The following is a 21,083-nucleotide window of genomic DNA, read 5'->3' as shown; positions in this document are numbered from 1 at the left end:
CACACAAAATTTGTCGCAAGCTAGTTATTTTATACTAGGACTTCTGGTACAATTTCCATAGATGATTTCGTTTACATTGAATCTGACGGATGGAGCGGTGCGTATGAGCATGGTGGTGAAGGGGAAGCCTTTTCAAGCGTTTTTACATAAATGGTCTGAGGATAAAAAAGAGTACCGCAAAGTGTTCCTGCTTTTTGCCTACTTATTCTGCGTCGTATCGGCGTCAACGATCGGGCGGACGGCGGCGGACACGCTGTTTTTGAGCCGGTTCGATAATTCGTACTTGTCGGTGATGTACCTGCCGCAGGCATTGGTCATGATCACGGCGGGGGTCCTGTTTCAGCGGTTTTCGCCCAAAGTGCGTTTGGACACGCTCATCAAGGTGCTGATCCCGCTCATCAGCGCGCTCGTCTTGGTATCTCGGCTGGGCGTAGGCATGGAGCTGCGCTGGGTGTTTCCGGTCATGTATATCGGCTACGATGTGTTCAACTTTCTGATGATCGTGTGCTTCTGGCAGTTCGCGACCTCGGTCATGGATCAGCGCAAAGCGAAGCAAATGATCGGCCTCGTCGGCAGCGGGGGGATTGTGGGCGGGATTTTGAGCGGGTTCGGATTAAAAGCATTGGTACCGCTGGTCGGCACGGCGAACCTGATCTTCTTCTATGCGGCTTTGCAGCTGCTGGCCATGTTGGCGGTGTACGTGGTTCTGCGGACCACGCGGGATACGGCTGCAGAGACGAAGCCAGTCCAAGCAGCCGCCCCTGCCGTCAAGCGGGCGAATGCACAGAAGTCGGGGCTTTTTGCCAGCGTTCCCCATCTCAAATACGTAGCGATTCTGGCCGCTGCTCTCGTGCTGTCCCTGACCTTGATCGATTACCAGTTCAAAGTCATCCTGCGCGGAACCTTGCAGAACGAGGCGTTGGCCGGCTTTATGGGAAGCTTTTACGGCTTCTCGGGGCTGATTGCGCTTTTTGTGCAGCTGTTCGTCTCCGGCAAAATCATTACCCGATTCGGCGTGATGACGGCGCTGCTGATTTTTCCTGTCGTGCTGTTTGCGGGAAGCTTGGGCGTGCTCGTGCTGCCTGTGCTGGCGATGGCGGTCATGGTAAAAGGCAGCGACAAAGTCGTCGGGGACACGATCTACTCCTCGGTGAGCCAGCTCGTCATGTTCCCGGTTCCGCCGGAGTGGCGGGGCAAAGCCAAGGGCTTCCTCGACGGCATCGTTCGCAATGGCGCAAAAGGGCTGGCGGCGATCTGCCTGCTGCTTGTGACGAGGTGGGTCGCACCGGAGGATTTGAGCTATATCGTGCTGGCGCTGCTGCTGGTGGGGATCGGGGCCGGTATCAAAGTGAAAAAAGCGTACCTCAGCACCCTCCTCGCCAATCTCAAAACCGCCCAGGACGACACGCAAATTGAGCTGAATTTGATGGATTCGGTGACTCGGCAGATTTTGATCGATACGTTGGGATCTACGGATAAGCAGCAGGCGCTGTATGCATTCGGATTATTGAAAGAAGCGTCCTACGATTTGACACCGCATGTGCGTGATTTGCTGCGATATTCGGCGCCGGAAGTTGTGATGGAGGCGCTGGCCTACGTGGAGGAGCGGATGCCGGCGGGGTTCGAAGGGGATGTGCTGCCACTGCTTCACGCAGAGTCGCCGCCCGTTCAGGCCAAAGCGCTGCTCGCGCTGTCGGCCTACGCGGATGACGCGTATCTGGAGGAAATTACGGAACACTTGGATGCGGAAAAAGTGGAAGTTCAGGCCGCCGCCATCGCAGGCCTTGTCAAATATTACGGCATCGAGGGCATGTTCCGTGCGGTCGGCAAGCTGAAGGACATGATGGAGAGCGGCCGGGAAGAAGAACGAATGGCGATGGCGTCGCTGTTTGGACAGATTCGGGTCAAAAACTTCTACAAACCGCTGCGCGCGCTTCTGGAGGACCGGAGTCCGCAGGTGCGGATCCGGGCGCTGGAGTCGGCGGCCATTCTGCATGTGCCTCCGCTGATTGATGCGATCGTGGCGCTGCTGCGGGACAATCAAACGCGTCGTCATGCGGTGGAAGCGCTGGCCGCCTACGATGAAGACGTGGTGCTGCCGCAGCTCGCGCCGTATTTGGAAGATCTGGATGTCCGGCTTTATATGCCGGCGGTGTTTGAGCGGATGCCCGGGGAGGCAGCGTTAGATCGGCTGTTCTCTTATTATGGCACTGCGTCTTATGAACTGCGTGATCGGATTGTCGAGTCACTGCAGCGCATGCAGCAGCTGCGGCCGCATATGGCGGTGGATGCGAAGCTGACGGAGACGTACATTTTGCAGGAAATTCAGCTGCATGGCCAATTTGCTGAGCACGGCGCCGCTATCGCCGGGGACGAGCGGTATGCGGAGATTGTGAAAATGGTTCAGGAAAACCGCCGGGCCATGAGCCGGCGCGTGTTCCAGCTGCTATCGCTGCTGCACGACAGCCAGACGATGCAGGCGGTGTACCTCGACTGGTCGGAGGGCGACTCTCGCCAGCAGGCGAATGCGGAGGAGGTCATCGACCAGACGTTGCAGGGCACGCTGCGCACGGAAATGGCAAAGCTGATGGCGAGCCCGCGCGAGCTTGGCAAGCATGCGGCGAGCCCGGCGGAGCGGACGCTTCATCTGGACTGGTTGGCGGAGCAGGGCGACGACTGGCTTGTGCAGTCGATCCGCCACCTGCTGCTGCGGGAGTCGGGCCGGAGCGGCGACGCGGAGCTCGAGGAGCTCATGCACCGGGTACAGATGCTGCGCCAGGTGGCGCTGTTCCAGGGGCTGACGAGCCGGGACCTCGCCGCCATCGCCGTGCGGCTTCACCCGATGGAGGTGAAGCAAGGGGCTACGGTAATCCGCGAGGGGGATCCAGGGGATTCCCTGATGCTCCTCGTCGAGGGCGCAGCCGGCGTGCACCGGGCGGGCGCGAAGCTCGGCGGTCTGAAGCCGGGGGACTGCTTCGGCGAGATGGCGATTCTCACGCAGAGCGCGCGCACGGCGTCGATTGTGGCGGAAGCCGATTCGCAGCTGCTGCGGCTGGACTCGGCCGTGTTCTACGACATGATGTTCGACCAAAAAAGCATCGCCGTCGAAATGATGAAGCTCCTCTCGCGCAGACTGCGCTCGGAGCTCGCGCGCGGCAAGGCGGCGCAGGAAGCGGCGGTTGGAGCGGAGACGGATGGGCCGCCAGCCGTGGTACAGCAGCGAATCTTGCATGCGGCGTCCGATGAAGCGGCCGCAGGGCTGGAGCTGATGTCTGAGGAAACTGTGGGAGTGTCGAGTGCTGGGCAAAAGTTGGCGGAAGAGGCAACGGCAGCAACCAATACGCCTCCATCCACGGAAAGGGAGCGCGAAGCTGCTGCCGATCAAGCAGCTTCTGGAGCTGCTGATCCGGCTGATCCGGCTGGAGCTGCGGGGCAAGATGTGTCTGATTTGACGAGCAACGGCGTCATCCTGCGGCGCATTCTGGTGCTCCAGAAGATTGACCTCTTCGCCCACCTTGCGCCCAAAGACTTCGTCTGGCTGGCGCAAATGGTTGAAGAGGTTGCCTACTCGCCGGGAGATATGATCTGCAAGGCTGGCGACTTTGGCGACAGCATGTATGGCATCATCGAGGGCCGCATCCGCGTCCATCGCGGCAGCGATACGTTCGCGATGCTGGGCGAGGGCGATTTCTTCGGCGAGATGGCGATCATCGACAGCGGCCCGCGGTCAGCTGACTGCACGGTCGCTGAGCCTGCCGTGCTCATGAGATTGCATCGCGATCTCGTGTTCAGCTTCTGCTTCCAGAACATCGACGTGCTCCGCAGTATGATGCGCGTCATCGCGGACCGGCTGCGCGGGATGAACTAGGGGCTTTAGCTCTTCTGGCCGACCGACGTTGACGGAGGCTGCAGCGATCGAGCCGATCGGCATTGCCAGTGGTGTTGATGCTGGCAGGCAATAGCGCGTTACCCCGGTAATGCCGCACCTGTGAGGAGTTGCCGGATTGGCTCATAAGTGCTAGAAAATAAGCGTAGTGAACCACTCTTATTTCCTGAATTTCCCTCGGCTTCGTGCAAATAGAGGTGGTGAACCGCTCCTATTGCGGCGCGACTGCCCCCGAAATCGTAGATTTGAAGCAAATAAGCGTGGTCTACCCCTCTTATTTCTCGCCTTTCTCACGAAAGGGCGGAAATAGAAGCGGTGAACCACGCTTATTTTTCTCATTGCTGTACATGAGCGTACGAGCGCCTTCATTTTCTCATTCGACAAACAAATTAGCCGTGCCTAGCCCCTCTTAAATCGCCGAAAAGTAGCGTTTTCCGCGCAATAGAAGGGTCTAGGCCTAGTTAGCGCCGCCGATCCTGGCGTTTCCGGCTTCGGCAAGTCAAATTAGCCGTGCCTAGCCCCTCTTAAATCGCTGAAAAGTAGCGTTTTCCGCGAAATAGAAGGGTCTAGGCCTAGTTAGCGCCGCCGATCCTGGCGTTTCCGGCTTCGGCAAGTCAAACTAGCAGTGCCTAGCCCTTCTTAAGTCGCCGAAAAGTAGCGCTTGTCGCGAAATAGAAGGGTCTAGGCCTAGTTAGCGCAGCTCTCCCATTCGCCCTTAACCCGCGCTGCCATCGCACGACGTCCGCGCGCACGCCCGTCCGCGCATCGGCCACGCGCTGCCCTACCCGCGCCGCCGGCTCCGGCGCAGCAAATACAGAAAATACGGCGTCCCGATGATCGCCGTCATGATCCCGACGGGGACCTCACGCGGCAGAATGACAACGCGGCCGATGAGGTCCCCGAGCAGCATCAAGTCCGCGCCAATCAGCGCGGACAGCGGCACGAGCCACTGGTGGCGGCCGCCGACCAGGCTGCGCGCGATGTGCGGCGCGATCAGCCCGACGAAGGCGATCGCGCCGACCGCAGCGACGGAGATGCCGGCGAGCGAGACCGCCAGCAGGAGCAGCCAAAAGCGCTGCCGCGCGATCACGACGCCCAGCGCCGCGGTCATGTCGTCCCCAAGCTGGAACACGTTCAGCTTGCGGAAGCTCGCCCAGACGACCGGCACGAGCACGGCGATCCAGGGCAGCAGGCTCCACACATGCGCCCAACTCCGGTTCCAGAGGGAACCGGACAGCCACAGCAGCGCCATGTTGATGTCGCTCGGATGGCGGACGATCAGGTACTGGATGCCCGCCTGAAAAATGGTGCCGATGGCGATGCCCACCAGCGCCAACGCCGAGGGGCGCAGCGTGAGCCGCCGGCTCAATCCAAGCAGCAAGCCGAATGCGGCGAACGCCCCGGCAAAAGCCGCCACCGGCAGCACATAGGTCGGCACCTTCGGAAACACAAAAATAACCAGCGCCGCCATAAACCCGGCGCCCTTCGTGATCCCAATCACGTCCGGGCTCGCCAACGGATTACGGATCACGCTCTGCAGGATGACGCCGCCGACCGCCAGACCGACCCCGGCGAGCATCGCCACCAGCATTCGTGGCAGCCGCAGCTGGTGCACGATGAAGTACGACGGGTGCCCCGCATCCGTCAACGCACGCCAAACGCTGCCGTACGGCACGCGCACCGCCCCGGCGTGCAAGTAAACTACGGCAAGCCCAAGCAGTACCACCAGCGCGGCAATCAGCGAGGTAAGTGGGCGCCCGAAGGTTTTCCCGCTCATCCCCGCACCCCCCTCATCCTCAGCGCCAAATAGATGAAGAACGGCGCCCCGATTAAGGCGGTCACGATGCCGACCGGCGATTCATACGGAAACGCGAGGAACCGGCTCACAAAATCCGCAAACAGCAGCAGCACGCCGCCAAGCAGCGCGGTCACTGGCGCGAGCACAGCTAAGCTACCGCCAACCAGCGCCCGTGCGATATGCGGCACGAGCAGGCAGACGAAGCCGATCGGCCCGCACAGCGCGACCGCCGAGCCGGCCAGCACGATGACCAGCACCATGCTGATGCCGCGCACGATCAGGATGCGCTGCCCGAGCCCGCTGGCCATTTCATCGTCGAGCAGCAGCAATTTCAGAGATGGCAGCATAAACCCGAACAGCGCCATCCCTCCGACAAAAAACGGCAGGATCACTCGAACCTCCGTCCACGCGGCGTGCGTCAGGGAGCCCACGAGCCAGAACATGATGCTGTCCGTCGCCGCCTGATTGAGAATGATCATGCCCTCAGTCAGCGAGGACATCAGAAAATGAATCGTGATCCCCGCCAGCGCGATGAACACGTATTGCTTGCTCCCTCCGCCGGCGAGCGACCAGACGAGCAGGGCACCGAGCGTCGCACCGGCGAAGGCGAGCCCGATCAGCCCCAGATTGCCGCCATGGCTCTGGGGCAGCAGCACGAGGCCAGCGACGACCGCGAGCGCGGCGCCTGCGTTAATGCCGAAGACGTGCGGCGAGGCGAGCGGGTTTTTGGTCGTCAGCTGCGTGAGCAGCCCGGCCAGCGCCAGCTGCATGCCGACGAGGCACGCCATCAAGGCACGGGGGAGTCGCAAGGTTTGAATATACAGGTGCGACTTGTCGCTGCCCTGGTAGGTCACGGCTTCGTACAAGGTGCGCCAGCTCACGTACGTTTGGCCCCATTTTAAGCTGCATACGATCCCTACAGCCATCATCACGAGCAAACCGGAAAAAAGGAAGAGCAGAGGCCGATACCGGCTCTGCTTCTTAGTTATAAGCTTCATACCTTTTATTGCCCCATATTCTTCACAAGGTCGTCGAGCATTTTCTCGGAACCGAGCAGTCCGCGGGATAAGGACCAGTCACGGCGCTCAACGGTGTATACTTTGTTGTTTTTGACGGCGTCGATTTTCGCCCATAGCGGATTTTTCTCCCACTCCTGCACGATCGTCACTTTGTCGGTTGGGAGCAGGAACAGTGCTTGCGGGTTCGCTTCAACCAGCTGCTCCAGCGTAATTTGCGGGTACGCCGCGTCGTTCTTCACCGGATCCACGTAGCCGAGCATGGCGAGGAAGGAACCGCTGTACGCGTGGTCGGAGTGGGCGAAGAAGCCTTTTGGATTCACAACAGCGGGCAGCACTTTTGCACCGGATGCGTTCAGTTTCTTTTTCAGTGTGTCGACTTTGGTTTGGTGTTCGGCGAGGCGTTTCGCCGCTTCGTCTTCTTTGCCGACCGCTTTGCCGATCAGGGTTACGTTCTTAAGCATTTGATCGTAGTTTGCCATGTAGTCGTCCAGCACGAGCACAGGGGCGATGCCTTTCAGCTGCGCGATCGCGTTCTTATGCTTGTTGATGTCCACGATGATCAGGTCGGGCTTCAGCGAGGAGATCAGCTCCATGTTAGGCTCGTAACGGGAGCCGACGGAAGTGTACGTAGGGAGCAGCGCCTTGACGGAATCCATCATCAGCGAAGCGTCGCCATCATCGGCAACCCCAACCGGCTTCACGCCGAGGGAGACGAGGATGTCGGTAAAACTGAACTCCATCGCGACGATGCGCTCCGGTTTCTTCGGCAGCTCCAGCGTGCCTGCGACGTCTTGAATCGTGATCGGGCCGTCGGCTTTGGCTGTCGGAGCAGCGCTCGCGCTTGCGCCGGCCGCCGGGGCTGCCGTACCCGCTGCGGACTCGGTATTTGTCCCTTTGCCGCAAGCTGCAAGGCTTAGCGCAAAGAGGCTGATGATGAGCAAAAGGCTGATGCGTGAAAAATACGTTCTCATGATTGCTTGTCTCCTTCATGCAAATGATTATTATTCTCAATGAGAATAATACCGAATATGCCGAAGATTAGACATGTCTAATATGCAGATGGCGCATGTCTCATTTTTAGATTTTGTCGATGGCCGCTTGGTAAGCGCTAGGGGTGGTGCCGGTTTTCTTTTTAAACACCTTGCTAAAATGAAAATAATCCAGAAACCCAACGCGCCCCGCGATCTCCTTGGCGAGCAGATCGGTCTGCTGGAACATCGTCTTCGCCTTCTCAATCCGCAGCGTGTAGAGGTAGTTCATCAGCGTGGTGCCGGTCGTCTTTTTGAACAGGACGGTAAAATACCCCACACTCATCCCCGCGCGCCGCGCCAGCATGGGCAGCGTCAGCTCGAGCATGTAGTGCTCGTTGATGTAGGAGAGCGTGCCTTCGATCGCTTCGGCGGCGGTCTTTTTCTCGTGGGACAGATCCGACTCGTGCAGGTAAATGTACAAAATCCGCTCCAGCATCATCCGCTTCCGATAACTCTGCTTCGCTTCTTCTTCCGCGGTGCTCGTAGGAATCTCTTCCGTCGTGCGGATCAGCTCGTCGAGCATGTAGTGGATTTTGATCTCGCTGAGCGTGGTCAGATGGCCATGGAGATGCCAAGTCTGATCGTCCGGCAGCACGTGGTAGGTCAGAACGACATAGCTGACGGCCTTGGTGCGCGGCACTTGGAGGACGTAGTCCCCTTGATCAGGATGACAGGCGTACGCCTGGGAAACGATGATCGGCTCGTAGCCAGAACGCTGCAGCGTGAGGTGGCCTTGGCGGACGATAATGAGTTGATGCCGGTGAGGCTGTACCGCCACCTTGCGCGGCCCCGTGTAAGCCTGAACCTGATCGATGAGGGGAACGAGCGGAATCAGTTGTTCGAAATTCATTGGCACGCGGCCGTCCTTTCCGTGAAAAGCTTCTCCCTTGATAGTGACACAAAACGGGGGAGGGGACAATACGCGGAGAAAAAGAAAAAGCACCCCGACCGGGTGCCTTCTCCTGCTGTCACAGGGCGTATACGCTCCTGCATATAATTTCGGGCAGTTCCGCGCGCTGAGCGGCATACTGCTCAGGCGTGATGCTGCCGCTGCTGAAACGGGCTTCGAGCTGAGCCGCGAGTTCGGCGAGCTGCAGTTCGATCACTTTTTGCACATCCACGTGATTGGCTTTGGCGATGTCGGCTAACGAGTAGCCGTCCCACTGGGCCTTGTACATAGCTTGTTCCGAAGCTAATCCCAGGATTTGCAGCAAATCGTCTCTAGGTTCCGGGGAGCTGATGGCAATCACCTTCTACATAGCGTGTATAGTAGTATATTCAGTTAGCTGCGAAATGGAATGGGGCAATTCCTACATAATCACATACCCGGGTGTGGCATATTAGTAACAAGTCTGAATGCTGCAAGCAAGGAGGAATGTTTCATGAAGCTTATGCGAGTGCTCGTTGTGGGTATACTGCTGCTGTTGTTCGCAGGGCAGGCGACGCCGGTGTCCGCCGATGGCGCGTATCATTTTGGGTTTAAAAAGAGTGTGAACGGCCAGCCCCCGTCGATCGATGAGGAGGGCTTTAAAAGTTTGTTGAAAGAGAACGGTGCCGTGTTTACCGGCGATCAGTCGCAGAAGGAGCTGTACCTCACCTTTGACAACGGGTACGAGAACGGCTACACCGGCCGCATCTTGGACGTGCTGAAGGAGAAGCAGGTGCCGGCGATTTTCTTCGTGACGGGGCATTATATCAAAACGGAGCCGGAGCTCCTGAAGCGAATGGCCGCGGAGGGCCATCTGATCGGTAACCATTCCTGGAGCCATCCGGATATGAGTCAGATTTCAACCGCGCAGATCCAGAAAGAGCTGGATCAGGTCAAAGCCGGCGTCGCCGCCGTGACGGGGCAGCAGGAGATGCGCTATCTGCGGGCGCCGCGCGGCATTTTCAACGGCCGGTCGCTGGCGACGAGCCATGGCATGGGTTACACCAACGTGTTCTGGTCCGTTGCGTATCGCGACTGGGAGCCTAAGCAGCAAAAAGGCTGGGAGTACGCCTATAAGAATGTCATGGCGCAGCTGCATCCGGGCGCAGTGATTTTGCTGCACTCGGTGTCGAGCGACAACACCGAAGCGCTGGGCCGCATCATTGACGCGGCGCGCAGTCAGGGGTACCAGTTCAAGAGCCTGGACGAGATGAAGGGGCGGACGCCTTAGGGGGACGCGCTACTCGTCGGCTCCATGCGGTCAAGGGAGAAGCCTGCGAAAAGGCAGGCTTTTCGGGGCAGACATGGGGGGAGAAGAGGAATTCCTGCGAAAGTGCAGGAATTTTTTCTGTTTCGCGGAAAACTGCCCCTTTTTTAGAAAAAAGGATGCTGATTCGCAGGTTTTTGGCTTTAATCGGGTTGAGGTCAGCGAAAAGGATGCAAGTTTGCAGGAATATGTGCTGGGGGAGGTGGGTTGCCTGTCCATCAACGAGATACACAATGATCGCAGATACAACCACATGCTATGTTCCGGTAAAGCGAAGGTTTATCAAAATTTCATTAGCAGGCCATCCAAAGTGGATTTTTTACAGTACCCTCTTCCCAATCGACCGCAAACCTAGTATAGTGGTTGATATCGGACACGATAAAAGCGTTTTCATAGGCCAAGAGATGACGGAGAAGGCCCTGATAACATGCGATGTAGCGAAAGCTGCATCGTTGTTGTCAGGGCTTTTTGTCGTCTACAAAGGAGGGATACCGGGAAGATTTGGCCGCAGAGATGAAGGAGTCATTCAACACAAAGACAACGGAGGAATGCACATGGAAGGAAACCGTTTTTCAAAAATCGTAGCCATCTGTTTGACGGCACTGCTGCTTTCGTTCAGCGTGATTGGCTTCGGATCGGCTCAAGTCGCCTATGCGGATGTCGACCTGTCGCCAGCAACACCTATCGGATTAGGGGCGGTTGCAGGCCCCTCGCAGGTGACGCTGACCTGGAATGCCAATGCAGAAGCAGACTTGAAGGGCTATAAGCTTTACATGAATGGAACCGATATATCCGGGACGGTGACCGGCACGACCTACCTGGTTTCTGGACTATCGAACGGTACGACGTACAGCTTTGCGCTCTCGGCCGTGGATAGCGTCGATCAAGAATCTACCCTTTCGGATGTGGTCACTGCCACACCGCTGCAATATCCTGCACTGATGATTACCGAGGTAGTTCCGGACAGCAAGAAGATCGATTTTACAAGCGGTACGCCGGATGCCTACGAATTTGTCGAAATCTACAATACCAGCGATGCCGCGATAGCCTTGAAAAACTACAAAGTCATTTACACGACACCTTCTGTATACAAATGGACGATTACGACGGACACGATCATCCCTTCACACGGAACGGTCGTGCTTTGGGCGAAAAATACGAGTAACTCCACCACGAATACAGCCACCGCCGCCGGCTTCAATACAAGCTATGGCACGAATCTCACTGCGGATCAGCTTGTTATGGTCGATGCCTTAGGCGGCATGGCCAACACATCCGCTCGGACCTTGTCGATCGCGGCACCCAATGATGTGCCGATCTCTACGGTCTCTTATGGAGCATCCGATCCCGTCGAGAATCGGGGGATCAACTACATGTATCCGACAGACGGCTCAATCACACTGCGGAAGATGAGCTATGTCGAGGAGGCAACGCCAGGCACCGTTTTCGCCGCGCAGCTGCCGCCTTCGCCTTCGGATACCACCGCTCCATCTGCACCTGCAGGCCTTTCCGCAGCGGCAGGAACGAACAGCGTCGTCCTGAGCTGGAGTGCCGCTCCTGAACCGGATGCTGCCTATTATAAGGTGTACATGGATGGTGTGCTCCATCAAACGCTGCTCGGCAATCATACGGGCGTAACGATCAGCAATTTGGAAAATGGTCAGTCCTATCTCTTCGAGGTGACAGCCGTAGACACGGCCGGCAATGAGTCCTCGAAATCGAATGCAGTCACGGCAGCGCCTACGATTGCATCGTTACCAAAGCTGCTCATCACGGAGCTAGCGCCCGATACGGACAATTATTGGCCGGCAGGGGCAACGACCTCTTATGATGCCTACGAGTTTGTAGAGATTTTCAACACAGACGCCGCACCGATTGACCTTCAGGGCTATAAGCTGAAGTTCACGAGCAATGACCCGTCAAAAAGCTGGGAGAAAGCGATCGACGGACCTTTCGTGATACAGCCGCGGGAAACCAAGCTAGTCTTAACTCATTTCTCGGGTCTTGACTTTTATACAGCCGATCAGTTTAACCGCTACTTCTTCGATGAATATCCGGAAAAGTATGTACCTGCCGGCAATCTGTACGCGATGAACGATATCAACGGCCTGATCAATGCCGGAACACAGACGATTGCGATCCTGGATCCGAGCGACTCGGAAATCGTGAAGGCTTCCTACAACGATACCGGCGGGACCGATTTTGCTGAAAAGCAAACAATCACGTACGCTTATCCGATCGACGGAACGACTACGATGAGGAAAGTTGGCACGAAGCAGCCGGCATCGCCTGGCGTTATCCTGAACGGACAAGTGCCGCCAATAACGAAATTGGACCAGGTTGCGCCCGTCGCGCCAACCGGCGTCAATGCAGTTCCCGGGGAAGGTAAAGTCACGGTTAGCTGGCATGCAAATGCGGAAGCGGACGTCGTCTCCTATCTGATTTACAAAAACGGCAAGCTGGACGTCACACTGCCAGCCACCCGAACATCACTCGATGTGCCGCTGCTGCAAGGAGAAGTGACATACGCCTTCGAAGTTTCCGCACTGGATTCTTCGAATAACGAATCGCCGAAATCAACAACCGTATCGGCAACGCCGTCCCACCAGCACATTACCCAAACGGTGCGGGCCGACAATCCGCAAGCTCCGGCGTATCAAATGCTGTGGGATGTCAGCGAGCCAGGACCTGTCGTACCGGGGCTTGTGGAAGATTTCGTTCCACAGGGCATGGCCTACGACAAAGAACATGACTGGATCATCACCACCAGCTACATGGAAGACAAGCGGCCGAGTACACTTTCCATTCTCGACGCGAAAACCGGTCTGCTGGTTAAATACGTCAACCTGTATGACGGCAGCAACCCCTACAACGGCCATGCCGGCGGCGTCGCGGTCAGCAAGAATCATGTATGGATTGCTTCCGGTTCCTATCTCTATCAATTGAAGATGGAGGACTTGATCCAAGCACCGAACAAGGGAAGCGTTTCGTTTGAAAGCAAGTTTTTGACGGTCACAAACGCATCCTTTACGACATACGCAGACGGTGTGCTGTGGTCAGGTGAATACTACTATCCGCCGACGTACAATACCGATGGGAGCCATGCCTTGCTCACGCGGGACAACACCAATCAATATGCGTGGGCAGCCGGATACCGGCTGGATGATCAGACGGATGTGCTGCCTTCCGGCAAAGTGAATGGAACAAGCGCCGTCGTACCTGATATGATCTTATCCCTTCCGGACAAAATTCAAGGCATGGCTGTGCTAGGCGACAGTATCATGCTGAGCCAGTCCTACTCGAGAAGCCGGGACAGCGATCTTTTAAAGTATGAGAAACCGGACTTTACAGGAACGCCGCATACGCTTGCTACAATCGGTGCAACGGATGTACCTGTCTGGTACTTGGATAGCGGCGCGAAAGCAGCCGGCAATAACGACCTTCTCGTACCGCCAATGCTCGAAAATACGATCGAACGGAACGGTGAGCTGTACCTCCTGTTCGAATCCGGTGCGAACGCATATCGCGACACGGCGAATTATGTCATGGATCGCATGCAAAAGGTTAATTTAACAAAATGGTCCAATTACGGCCATCCATCCATTCCCACACCTGATGGTGACACGCCACCATCAACGGGGTCCCAAGCGTCTGGACCTCAGCCAACACAAGAACCGGCGAATTCGGTCATCGTGAAGGCGGATGATTTGAAGCCAGCGCAAGGAAAAGCCACACTAGAGCTGCCGAAGGCGGCGGATACAATCGTACTCCCTGTGGATACCGCCAAGCTGCTTCAGAGCAATGCGCTCGAAATTGTAAAAGACGATGTGACCATCACCCTGTCGAACGATGTGCTTCAGTATATCGCGAGCCAAGCGACTTCGGCGGACAAAACGGGCGAAAGCATTTCGCTTCGCGTGAACATTGTAGGCAGCGACGGGAAGGCCGACCTGCCGATCCAAACCGCTAATGCGGAAGTGAAGGCTGCCAGCCTCACTGTTGATTTTCAGCTGAGTATTACGAACAGATCTGGTGAGTCAACCGTGATCCGCACCTTCGAAAAGCCGGTCACCGTTTCGTTCAAAATCCTTCCGAATGCAGATAAACGTTTGCTCGGCGTATACTATATCAGCGATGACGGCAAGCTGGAGTATGTCGGCGGGGAGCTGCATGGCGATGTGATGGAGGCGCAGCTGTATCATTTTAGCAAGTATGCCGTGCTGGCGTACGCCAAGACGTTTGCGGATGTTCCGAAGGAACATTGGGCGGGCGCAGTCATTGCGGAACTAAGCGCCAAGCATATCGTCGAGGGCGTCACAGAGAATACCTTCGAGCCGTCGCGATCCGTTACGCGCGCTGAATTTGCCGCGCTGCTCGCAAGAGTGCTGAAACTGCAGGCGAAGCAGGGCGGTGCGTTCTCCGATGTACCCGCTGACGCGTGGTATGCCGGCGCCGTCCGAGCCCTTGCGGAAACGGGGATCGTGAACGGGCTGGACAATGGCAAGTTTTCGCCGGAGCAATCGATAACGCGTGAGCAAATGGCCGCCATGCTGGTCAGAGCGGTTAGTGCGAGCGGCGCACCGGCAGAAACGCAAATGCTGGAGCAAGCTTTTGCGGATGAAGGGACGTTCAGCCCTTGGGCATCGGAAGCTGTGAAGAAAGCCGCGGCCATCGGTTTGCTTGAAGGGAAGGATCAGAACCGTTTCGATCCGCATAGCGAAGCATCCCGGGCTGAGACCGCACAAGCGGTGTACAATCTGCTCGCTGTTCTGAAGGGCCAATAAACGTTGCAAAAAACCACAACCGTGAGGTTGTGGTTTTGTTTTGTGGAGGGGAGTTACCATTTTGTCCGTAAAAACCAGGTTGATCCATAGCTGGACTAACAGATTGAAGGCCCCCTGTTATCTCCAGAAGGCGCTACCTTATTATACACTCGAAAATTCACGCAAATCCGTAGCCATTGAGTAACTTATTGGTTGTTCCGAATCCGTCTCGATCCAAGCACGTTCTTTATGCGCATAATCACTTATTTGACGTGATTTAAAATCAAAGAATTTCTCATCAACTATTTTCAAAACATCCAGCTCTTCCGGCGTAAATACATTAGGATTAAACTCTTGTTTGGCTTTAACAGTCATCAATATCCATCCCTCGTCATTAACTATCTTTTCCTCAATCGAAATGATATCCATACGTTGAAGATGTGCTAGCATAATCTCATGATCTTTTGGTACTGGCCCGAAAGGAAACCTTGTATAAACCGCTCCACTTATCGATACCGTTTGCCACTTGTAGCGAATAAAATCAGAGTAAAACAGCAACTTCATGAGTTTTGTCTTATTGACCCCCGACCTTGCAAAAAACAATATCATTTGAATAAATTTATTTAAGTTAAAAGAGATATTACCGCTTAATTGACTATACTCGTATGGCTTGTGAATAGCTTCAATGATTTCCTCATCATCTTGTTGTAAAATACCGGCTTGCCCGCTTTTCCAGGCTTCAAGTATTTCTATAGTTTTCTTCAATTCCCGCGGCGAAAGTACTCCCTTGTTTTTCTCAAAATACCCCCAGATTCGCGACGGATCATTCCTTAACTCCCGGTAAATCTCTAAATGTTTATCACTTGGCATATCCCCAGATTCATGGCGGGTAAGACTTGCCGAGCCTATTCCCAACAATTTAGCAAACGGCCGCGATCCAATTCCCTTATATTGTGCCCGCACAGCTCTAATTTCTTCCGTTGTCATACCAAACAATTTATCATACGTGTGACGAATCGTAGCCATTTGATTAGCATTGTAATCCTCGTCATATACCTCACAGCCGCATTCATCGCAAACCAATAACGTGAGTTCAACCGGTATACTCTTCCCGTTAATGATGTAGTTACGGGTAACCTTACTCTCCTTAACAGATTGATCCTTGTTACACTCATCACAGTGTCTCATTTTTTCACAACCCCTTTTTCCCTAATTGTGTTGTTAATCATCACTAATCTTTTTGTTTCAAAGTAAGTAAAGTCATAAGAGAGGGGCGAAAACCGGAGCCCGTCGCCCCCTTATGTATCCGTGTCTTCATTATTATCCTTGTATTTAAGTTGATATTTATCGGATAAATTTCCGTGGTCCTACTTCCACCGGGTGAAAGGATATTGCTATGCACTTCGTTTCCGCACTTTTTATCTTGATTTTGATATATGCCCAAACCCCGTTAGCCATTTGCTTCTCATATTCGTAGATCATTTCGCCTGAACCATTGTGGTCCAGCGTAGGGGAACCGGAACATTCGTCGCTTTCCTCTAACGTCAGCATAATTTGCCACGCGTGACTGTCATTCATAACCCCAAGGTCGAAATAGTCTTGTCTCTTATCGCGGTCTTTTCGGTTTATGATATGCCTTGTTTCTCTTGATGTCATTAACTTCTTTGCTTCATGCAGGAACTCATTCATGCCGCTCATTCACCCCCGTGATTACATTATATCCAAAAATGCAATCATGATGCAAGTTCAACAAAAGTGCAATCACAAACTTATTTTGACTGCTATTTCTTCGGTTAGGTTCAGCGGCCAGCTTCACTGCTTACTTGGTCACAAACAGCATAAAAAACCGCTGTTTTAGCGGGTTTTTCCTATGGAGGTGAGATGATCAGCACAAATAAGAGAGAGGATCATATCCCCTCTCTTCGATGAAGCGAGTGTTCTAACGCCCGTTAGGTAACGCGAAGCAGCTCGCCTCTCTTTTAGTTTAATCGATTCCTCGTCTGTACGCCAAGATGGTCTGTCAGCGATGTATCGCTTACCTCTTACACTTACACGCCATTCGCTAAATCGCTCTTAATCGTCGCTTCGGATTTCTTCTGTTCCAGCCATGTCTGGGACATGTCCGAAATCTTCTGCTCGGTCAGCGTCTGCTTGATCGAGTCTTTCTTCTCGTCGAGCGTAGGTGTCGCCGCGGCTTTATGGTCGGTCACTTTGATAATGTCGTAGCCCGCCTCGGTTTGCACCGGCTCGCTCAGCTCGCCCGCCTTAAGAGCAAAAGCCGCTTTCTCAAGCGCAGCATCCTGCGTGCCGGCCGAGAAATAGCCCAGCTCGCCGCCTTTGTCTTTGGTATTCGCATCCGTAGAGCTTTCCTTCGCGAGCGCGGCGAAGTCGGAACCGCTTTTCAGCTTAGCCAGCAAGGCATCGGCTTCTTCTTTCGTCGCTACGGTAATATGCGAAGCTTGGACTTGCTCCGGCGTTTTCAACGTCTCGAGATTTTCGTCGTAGTATTTCTTAATGTCGTCATCAGTGACGGTGATTTGCGGTTCGAGAATTTTTTTGAGCATGACTTGGGAACTCATGTTTTTCTTAAGGTCGTCTACCGTCATACCATACGAGGTGAGCGCCTGTTGGAACTGTTCTTCCGATGGGAAGGAAGCTTGGATCGATTTGATTTCAGCGTTAACATCATCATCGGTGACGACGATGCCGGCTTTCTTGCTCTCTTGCGAGATCAGCTCATCGTTAATGAGCGAATCCAACGTCTGCTGCCCGCCGCTCGCGACCATTGCATCGTAAAGTTGGGTTGAGCTTATTTTTACACCGTTGACGGTGGCAATCGTTTTCTCGGCTTTGCTCGCGCTGACAGGCGGGTATACGGCAATATAAGCGATAAAACCGGCAAGCAGTACGGAGGAGGTCCAGATCCATTTGCGGTCTTTTTTCTTCGTTGTCATAGTAGTCTCCCTTCGAGTTGGCTTGCTTCGTGTGGATACGGCTTATTATGACGGACGAGTCTGAAGAGGAGATGAGCGGAACCTGAAAATTGGATGAATACTTAATTTGGCATGGGGGATGGAACACGCTAAAATAAATTGTGTAAAATTAAATCGTTGACAATTATTATTGCGAGGAGTAAGATGTAGTCATGATCGATGTTAACAATTGAATTTCACACAAATTAAATTCTCTCCATACAAGGAGGCCACACTTATGAAAAAACATGACGTTGTCATCGTCGGCACAGGCCCAGCGGGGCTTACCGCGGCGATTTATTTATCCCGGGCAGGTTTGGCGCCGCTCGTTATCGAGGGCGTGCAGCCGGGCGGCCAACTGACCACGACGACGGAAGTGGACAATTTCCCCGGATTTCCAGAAGGCATCACCGGGCCTGAGTTAATGGAGAATATGCGCAAGCAAGCGCTGCGGTTCGGAGCCACCATTCAGGCGGGCAGAGTCGCATCGGTCGATACGTCGCGCCGTCCTTTTGCGCTGATGTTGGAGAGCGGGGAGCAGCTCGCCGCGGACGCTGTCATTATTTCTACAGGCGCATCCTCCAAAATGCTCGGCATCCCCGGTGAAAAAGACTATATCGGGCGCGGGGTTAGCACTTGCGCGACATGCGACGGCTTTTTCTTCCGCGGCAAAAAAATCATCGTCATCGGCGGCGGCGACACCGCGATGGAGGAAGCGAACTTCCTGACGCGCTTCGCTTCGGAAGTGCTTATCGTGCACCGCCGCGCCGAGCTTAAAGCGTCGAAGATCATGCAGGAGCACGCTCGGGCTAACAGCAAAATCGCGTGGAGCCTGAACCGGACGCCGCTTGAAGTGCTCGGCGGACCGCTCGGCGTCACAGGCTTGCGCGTGCGGGATGAGGTGACCGGTGAGGAGAAAGTGCTCGAGGCGGACGGCGTTTTCGTCGCGATCGGGCACACGCCGAACACGGATTTCCTCGGTGGCCAGCTGGCGACTGACGAGCTGGGCTATCTGCAAGTCACACCAGGAGCTTCTGCCACCAGTGTGGAGGGCATTTTCGCTTGCGGCGACGTGCAGGACCGGATTTACCGGCAGGCGATCACCTCAGCGGGCAGCGGCGCAATGGCTGCGCTGGATGCGGAACGCTTTTTGACTGAGCAACACATGGCTGTAACGGTATAAATCAACCTAAACTTAGGAGGCAGATGAATATGACAAACGCAACATTACGCAAAGGTGCAGCAACCGTAGGCGGACAGGCGGTGACCTTGGTAGGCCCGGAGCTTAAAGTGGGGGATCAGGCGCCGGACTTCAGACTGAACAAGGATTTAATGACTGAGGTAACGCTCGCGGACTATGCAGGCAAAATCAAGCTGATCTCCGTCGTCCCTTCCGTCGATACGGGCACGTGTGATGCGCAGACGCGCCGCTTCAACGTCGAAGCCGATAAGCTGGGCGATAACGTCGTCGTGCTGACCGTCTCGGTTGACCTGCCGTTTGCGCAGGCGCGTTTCTGCGGAGCAGCAGGCATCGACCGCGTCGTGACGCTGTCCGACTACAAAGCCCGCGACTTCGGCAAAGCCTACGGCGTGCTGATTGACGAGCTGCAATTGGATCAGCGGGCGATTTTCCTGGTGGATGCGAACAATACGATTCGCTATGTGGAATATTTGGTGGAAATGAAGGACCATCCGAATTACGACGCGGCTTTGGCGGCGCTGAAGGAGCTTGCGTAAGCAGATGCGGTAGAGGGGAGAGGCCTGTGGGCAATGTCATTAAGTTAAGACACAGGGCCAAAAATCAAAAAAAATGAGCAGGTTATCGAAAAGATAGCCCGCTCTTTTTTGCGCAAAAATAAGAAATAGGACTTGACAAAAGCCCCGTCGGTGGAGGAGCGGTGGCGCCATCCAGTGACGAGAGGTGGTCCAGCGGTAGTTAATAGGTAGCCAAGTCCAACTGCAGAGCGGCGGAAGAGTGGATGCCCCCTCGACCTAGGGCAGGTCCGCAAAAGATGCAATTGTTAGACCGATGAATATTGCAATTGGATTACGTCTAAAAAAATGAGAATCCAAAAAACAATCCGATTTCTGAGGTGATTGAAATGGCATTGACCTCCACACAAATTTATGTGAACTTGCATGTACAGAATGCGGAACGATTTTCAGTGCTGATATAGAGGATGCATCGGGGTTATGGTTGAGCCGGGGGAACGAGCAGTATTGCATCCCTCAATATAGTATAGGAAACGATATGGCGCAAGATCAGGCAACTCGGCGCTCGACACAAAAGGGCTGACCCGTTGTGCCATAGCACAGCGGGTCAGCCCGAAGCTACGTACGTTCTTACTACCGCATTAATGAAGGGTCCACCACAGCCGCAGCAGGAGCGAGGCGGCTTCCGCTCTTGTCATGCTACCCGCAGGCTCGAACCGATTGTTCTCCCGGCCTTGCACAAGCCCATGCCCATATACCGACATCACAGACGGCAGAGCCCAGGTGGAGATACTCGCATGATCGGCGAATGGAAGCGGACCCGCCCCGCTGCTGTCCCACTTCATCGCTCTGGTCACCATGGCGGCGGCCTCCTCCCGGCTGATCAGCTTCTTCGCGCCGAATGAGCCATCCGGATAACCGAAGACGATTCCTTTCTCCGTTCCTATGGAGATTGCCGGCAATGCCCAGTCCGGAATGCTCGTACGGTCGTTGTAGACTTGGACATCTATTTGTTCACCGACGGGGATTTGAAGGGCTCGAACCAGCATCACAGTAAACTCCGCCCGCGTGACCGCCCGGTCTGGAACGAAGCGGTTGGCATCGACGCCGGCAACAATCCCCAATCCTGCCGCTTCACAGACATCCGCTTCCGCCCAATGTCCATGCATATCCGTAAACGGGCACACAGACGGAGACGGTCTAGGGTCTGCGGCTGTCTGACGCGTCACGACGATCGTATATACCTGAAGCGTCCCGTCCTGGGCTTTCACTGTGACTTCAATCGTATTCGTTCCCGGGCTTAACGACAGCGTACGGCCTGCATCCCCGCTCGTTACCGCTTCCGGCTTCTGGCCCTTCACCCCAACCGTCACGGTTGCCCGATCGTCGGCTAATGTCGGAATTACGCTGATGCCGGCGATAGCATGGGCCACGTTCAAAGAATAGTTCAGATTGTCGGAACGGAACGAAGGGGTAAGCCCCGTTGCCCCTTTGATGCTCAATCCGTTAAGACTGGCATTCGAGCTTAGTGAAGCTGAGGCCGCTCCGCCGCCAGTGGAAGATTCTCCGTCATCTGTGTCAAGCATACGCGTCACAACAACCGTATACGTCATCGCCGTTGTGCCATCCTGTGCGGTCACGTTCACTTTGATCGTGTTCGCTCCGACGTTCAGCGGCAGCGGTGAGCTCTCCGCACCGCTCGCAAC

Annotated in this window: 14 protein-coding genes; 5 read left to right on the top strand and 9 right to left on the bottom strand. The window is 55.1% G+C overall.

Features of this window, described 5'->3' with window-relative positions:
- Positions 1-103: 103 nt before the first annotated feature.
- A complete protein-coding gene (locus ABE504_RS24655; RefSeq protein ID WP_430093926.1) occupies positions 104-3,868 on the top strand; it encodes an Npt1/Npt2 family nucleotide transporter in 3,765 nt (1,254 codons plus the stop codon).
- Between the two features lie 799 nt (positions 3,869-4,667).
- Here ABE504_RS24655 and ABE504_RS24650 read toward each other — a convergent pair.
- The 5 genes from ABE504_RS24650 to ABE504_RS24630 form a co-directional block, all read right to left on the bottom strand.
- Positions 4,668-5,663: a FecCD family ABC transporter permease gene (locus tag ABE504_RS24650; protein ID WP_430093924.1), complete on the bottom strand. Its 996-nt coding sequence runs from the start codon at positions 5,661-5,663 to the stop codon at positions 4,668-4,670.
- Entirely contained in the window at positions 5,660-6,682 is a 1,023-nt protein-coding gene (locus ABE504_RS24645) for a FecCD family ABC transporter permease (protein WP_430093921.1), read from the bottom strand. The genes ABE504_RS24650 and ABE504_RS24645 overlap by 4 nt, the downstream gene beginning before the upstream one ends.
- A gap of 5 nt (positions 6,683-6,687) precedes the next feature.
- Positions 6,688-7,674: an ABC transporter substrate-binding protein gene (locus ABE504_RS24640; RefSeq protein WP_430093919.1), complete on the bottom strand. Its 987-nt coding sequence runs from the start codon at positions 7,672-7,674 to the stop codon at positions 6,688-6,690.
- Between the two features lie 106 nt (positions 7,675-7,780).
- Positions 7,781-8,584 carry a helix-turn-helix domain-containing protein gene (locus ABE504_RS24635; RefSeq protein WP_430093917.1) on the bottom strand — a complete coding sequence of 268 codons (804 nt, stop codon included), beginning with the start codon at positions 8,582-8,584 and terminating at the stop codon, positions 7,781-7,783.
- 118 nt (positions 8,585-8,702) lie between these two features.
- Positions 8,703-8,912 (bottom strand): hypothetical protein, encoded by a 210-nt coding sequence (locus ABE504_RS24630; protein WP_126142467.1) that lies wholly within the window; start codon positions 8,910-8,912, stop codon positions 8,703-8,705.
- Between the two features lie 204 nt (positions 8,913-9,116).
- Between ABE504_RS24630 and pdaA the strand changes: the two genes are divergently transcribed.
- On the top strand, positions 9,117-9,893 hold the full coding sequence (gene pdaA, locus ABE504_RS24625) for a delta-lactam-biosynthetic de-N-acetylase (RefSeq protein ID WP_430093914.1): 777 nt from the start codon (positions 9,117-9,119) through the stop codon (positions 9,891-9,893).
- 590 nt (positions 9,894-10,483) lie between these two features.
- Entirely contained in the window at positions 10,484-14,713 is a 4,230-nt protein-coding gene (locus ABE504_RS24620) for an S-layer homology domain-containing protein (RefSeq protein WP_430093912.1), read from the top strand.
- A 141-nt stretch (positions 14,714-14,854) separates the two neighbouring features.
- Here ABE504_RS24620 and ABE504_RS24615 read toward each other — a convergent pair whose 3' ends face one another.
- The 3 genes from ABE504_RS24615 to ABE504_RS24605 all read right to left on the bottom strand — a co-directional run bounded on the left by ABE504_RS24615 (position 14,855) and on the right by ABE504_RS24605 (position 17,646).
- The gene (locus ABE504_RS24615) at positions 14,855-15,880 is read right to left on the bottom strand and encodes a type II toxin-antitoxin system antitoxin SocA domain-containing protein (protein ID WP_430093910.1); all 1,026 of its coding nucleotides are present in this window, start codon (positions 15,878-15,880) and stop codon (positions 14,855-14,857) included.
- A gap of 156 nt (positions 15,881-16,036) precedes the next feature.
- Positions 16,037-16,381 carry a hypothetical protein gene (locus ABE504_RS24610; protein WP_430093908.1) on the bottom strand — a complete coding sequence of 115 codons (345 nt, stop codon included), beginning with the start codon at positions 16,379-16,381 and terminating at the stop codon, positions 16,037-16,039.
- Between the two features lie 359 nt (positions 16,382-16,740).
- On the bottom strand, positions 16,741-17,646 hold the full coding sequence (locus ABE504_RS24605; RefSeq protein ID WP_430093905.1) for a peptidyl-prolyl cis-trans isomerase: 906 nt from the start codon (positions 17,644-17,646) through the stop codon (positions 16,741-16,743).
- A 256-nt stretch (positions 17,647-17,902) separates the two neighbouring features.
- Between ABE504_RS24605 and trxB the strand changes: the two genes are divergently transcribed.
- Both trxB and tpx read left to right on the top strand, forming a co-directional pair.
- Positions 17,903-18,847: a thioredoxin-disulfide reductase gene (trxB, locus tag ABE504_RS24600; protein WP_430093903.1), complete on the top strand. Its 945-nt coding sequence runs from the start codon at positions 17,903-17,905 to the stop codon at positions 18,845-18,847.
- 29 nt (positions 18,848-18,876) lie between these two features.
- Positions 18,877-19,401, top strand: a complete 525-nt coding sequence (gene tpx, locus ABE504_RS24595; RefSeq protein ID WP_430093901.1) for a thiol peroxidase — start codon at positions 18,877-18,879, stop codon at positions 19,399-19,401.
- Positions 19,402-20,018: 617 nt separating this feature from the next.
- On the opposite strand, the gene ABE504_RS24590 is transcribed toward tpx, so the two are convergent.
- A partial coding sequence (locus tag ABE504_RS24590) for an S-layer homology domain-containing protein (protein ID WP_430093899.1) occupies positions 20,019-21,083 on the bottom strand: 1,065 nt, incomplete at its 5' end.

Source organism: Paenibacillus oryzisoli, from assembly GCF_050467285.1.
Classification (GTDB): Bacteria; Bacillota; Bacilli; order Paenibacillales; family NBRC-103111; genus Paenibacillus_E; species Paenibacillus_E oryzisoli_A.
The sequence above is the reverse complement of the archived record's forward strand: the minus strand, read 5'-3'. Positions and strand labels throughout refer to the sequence as shown.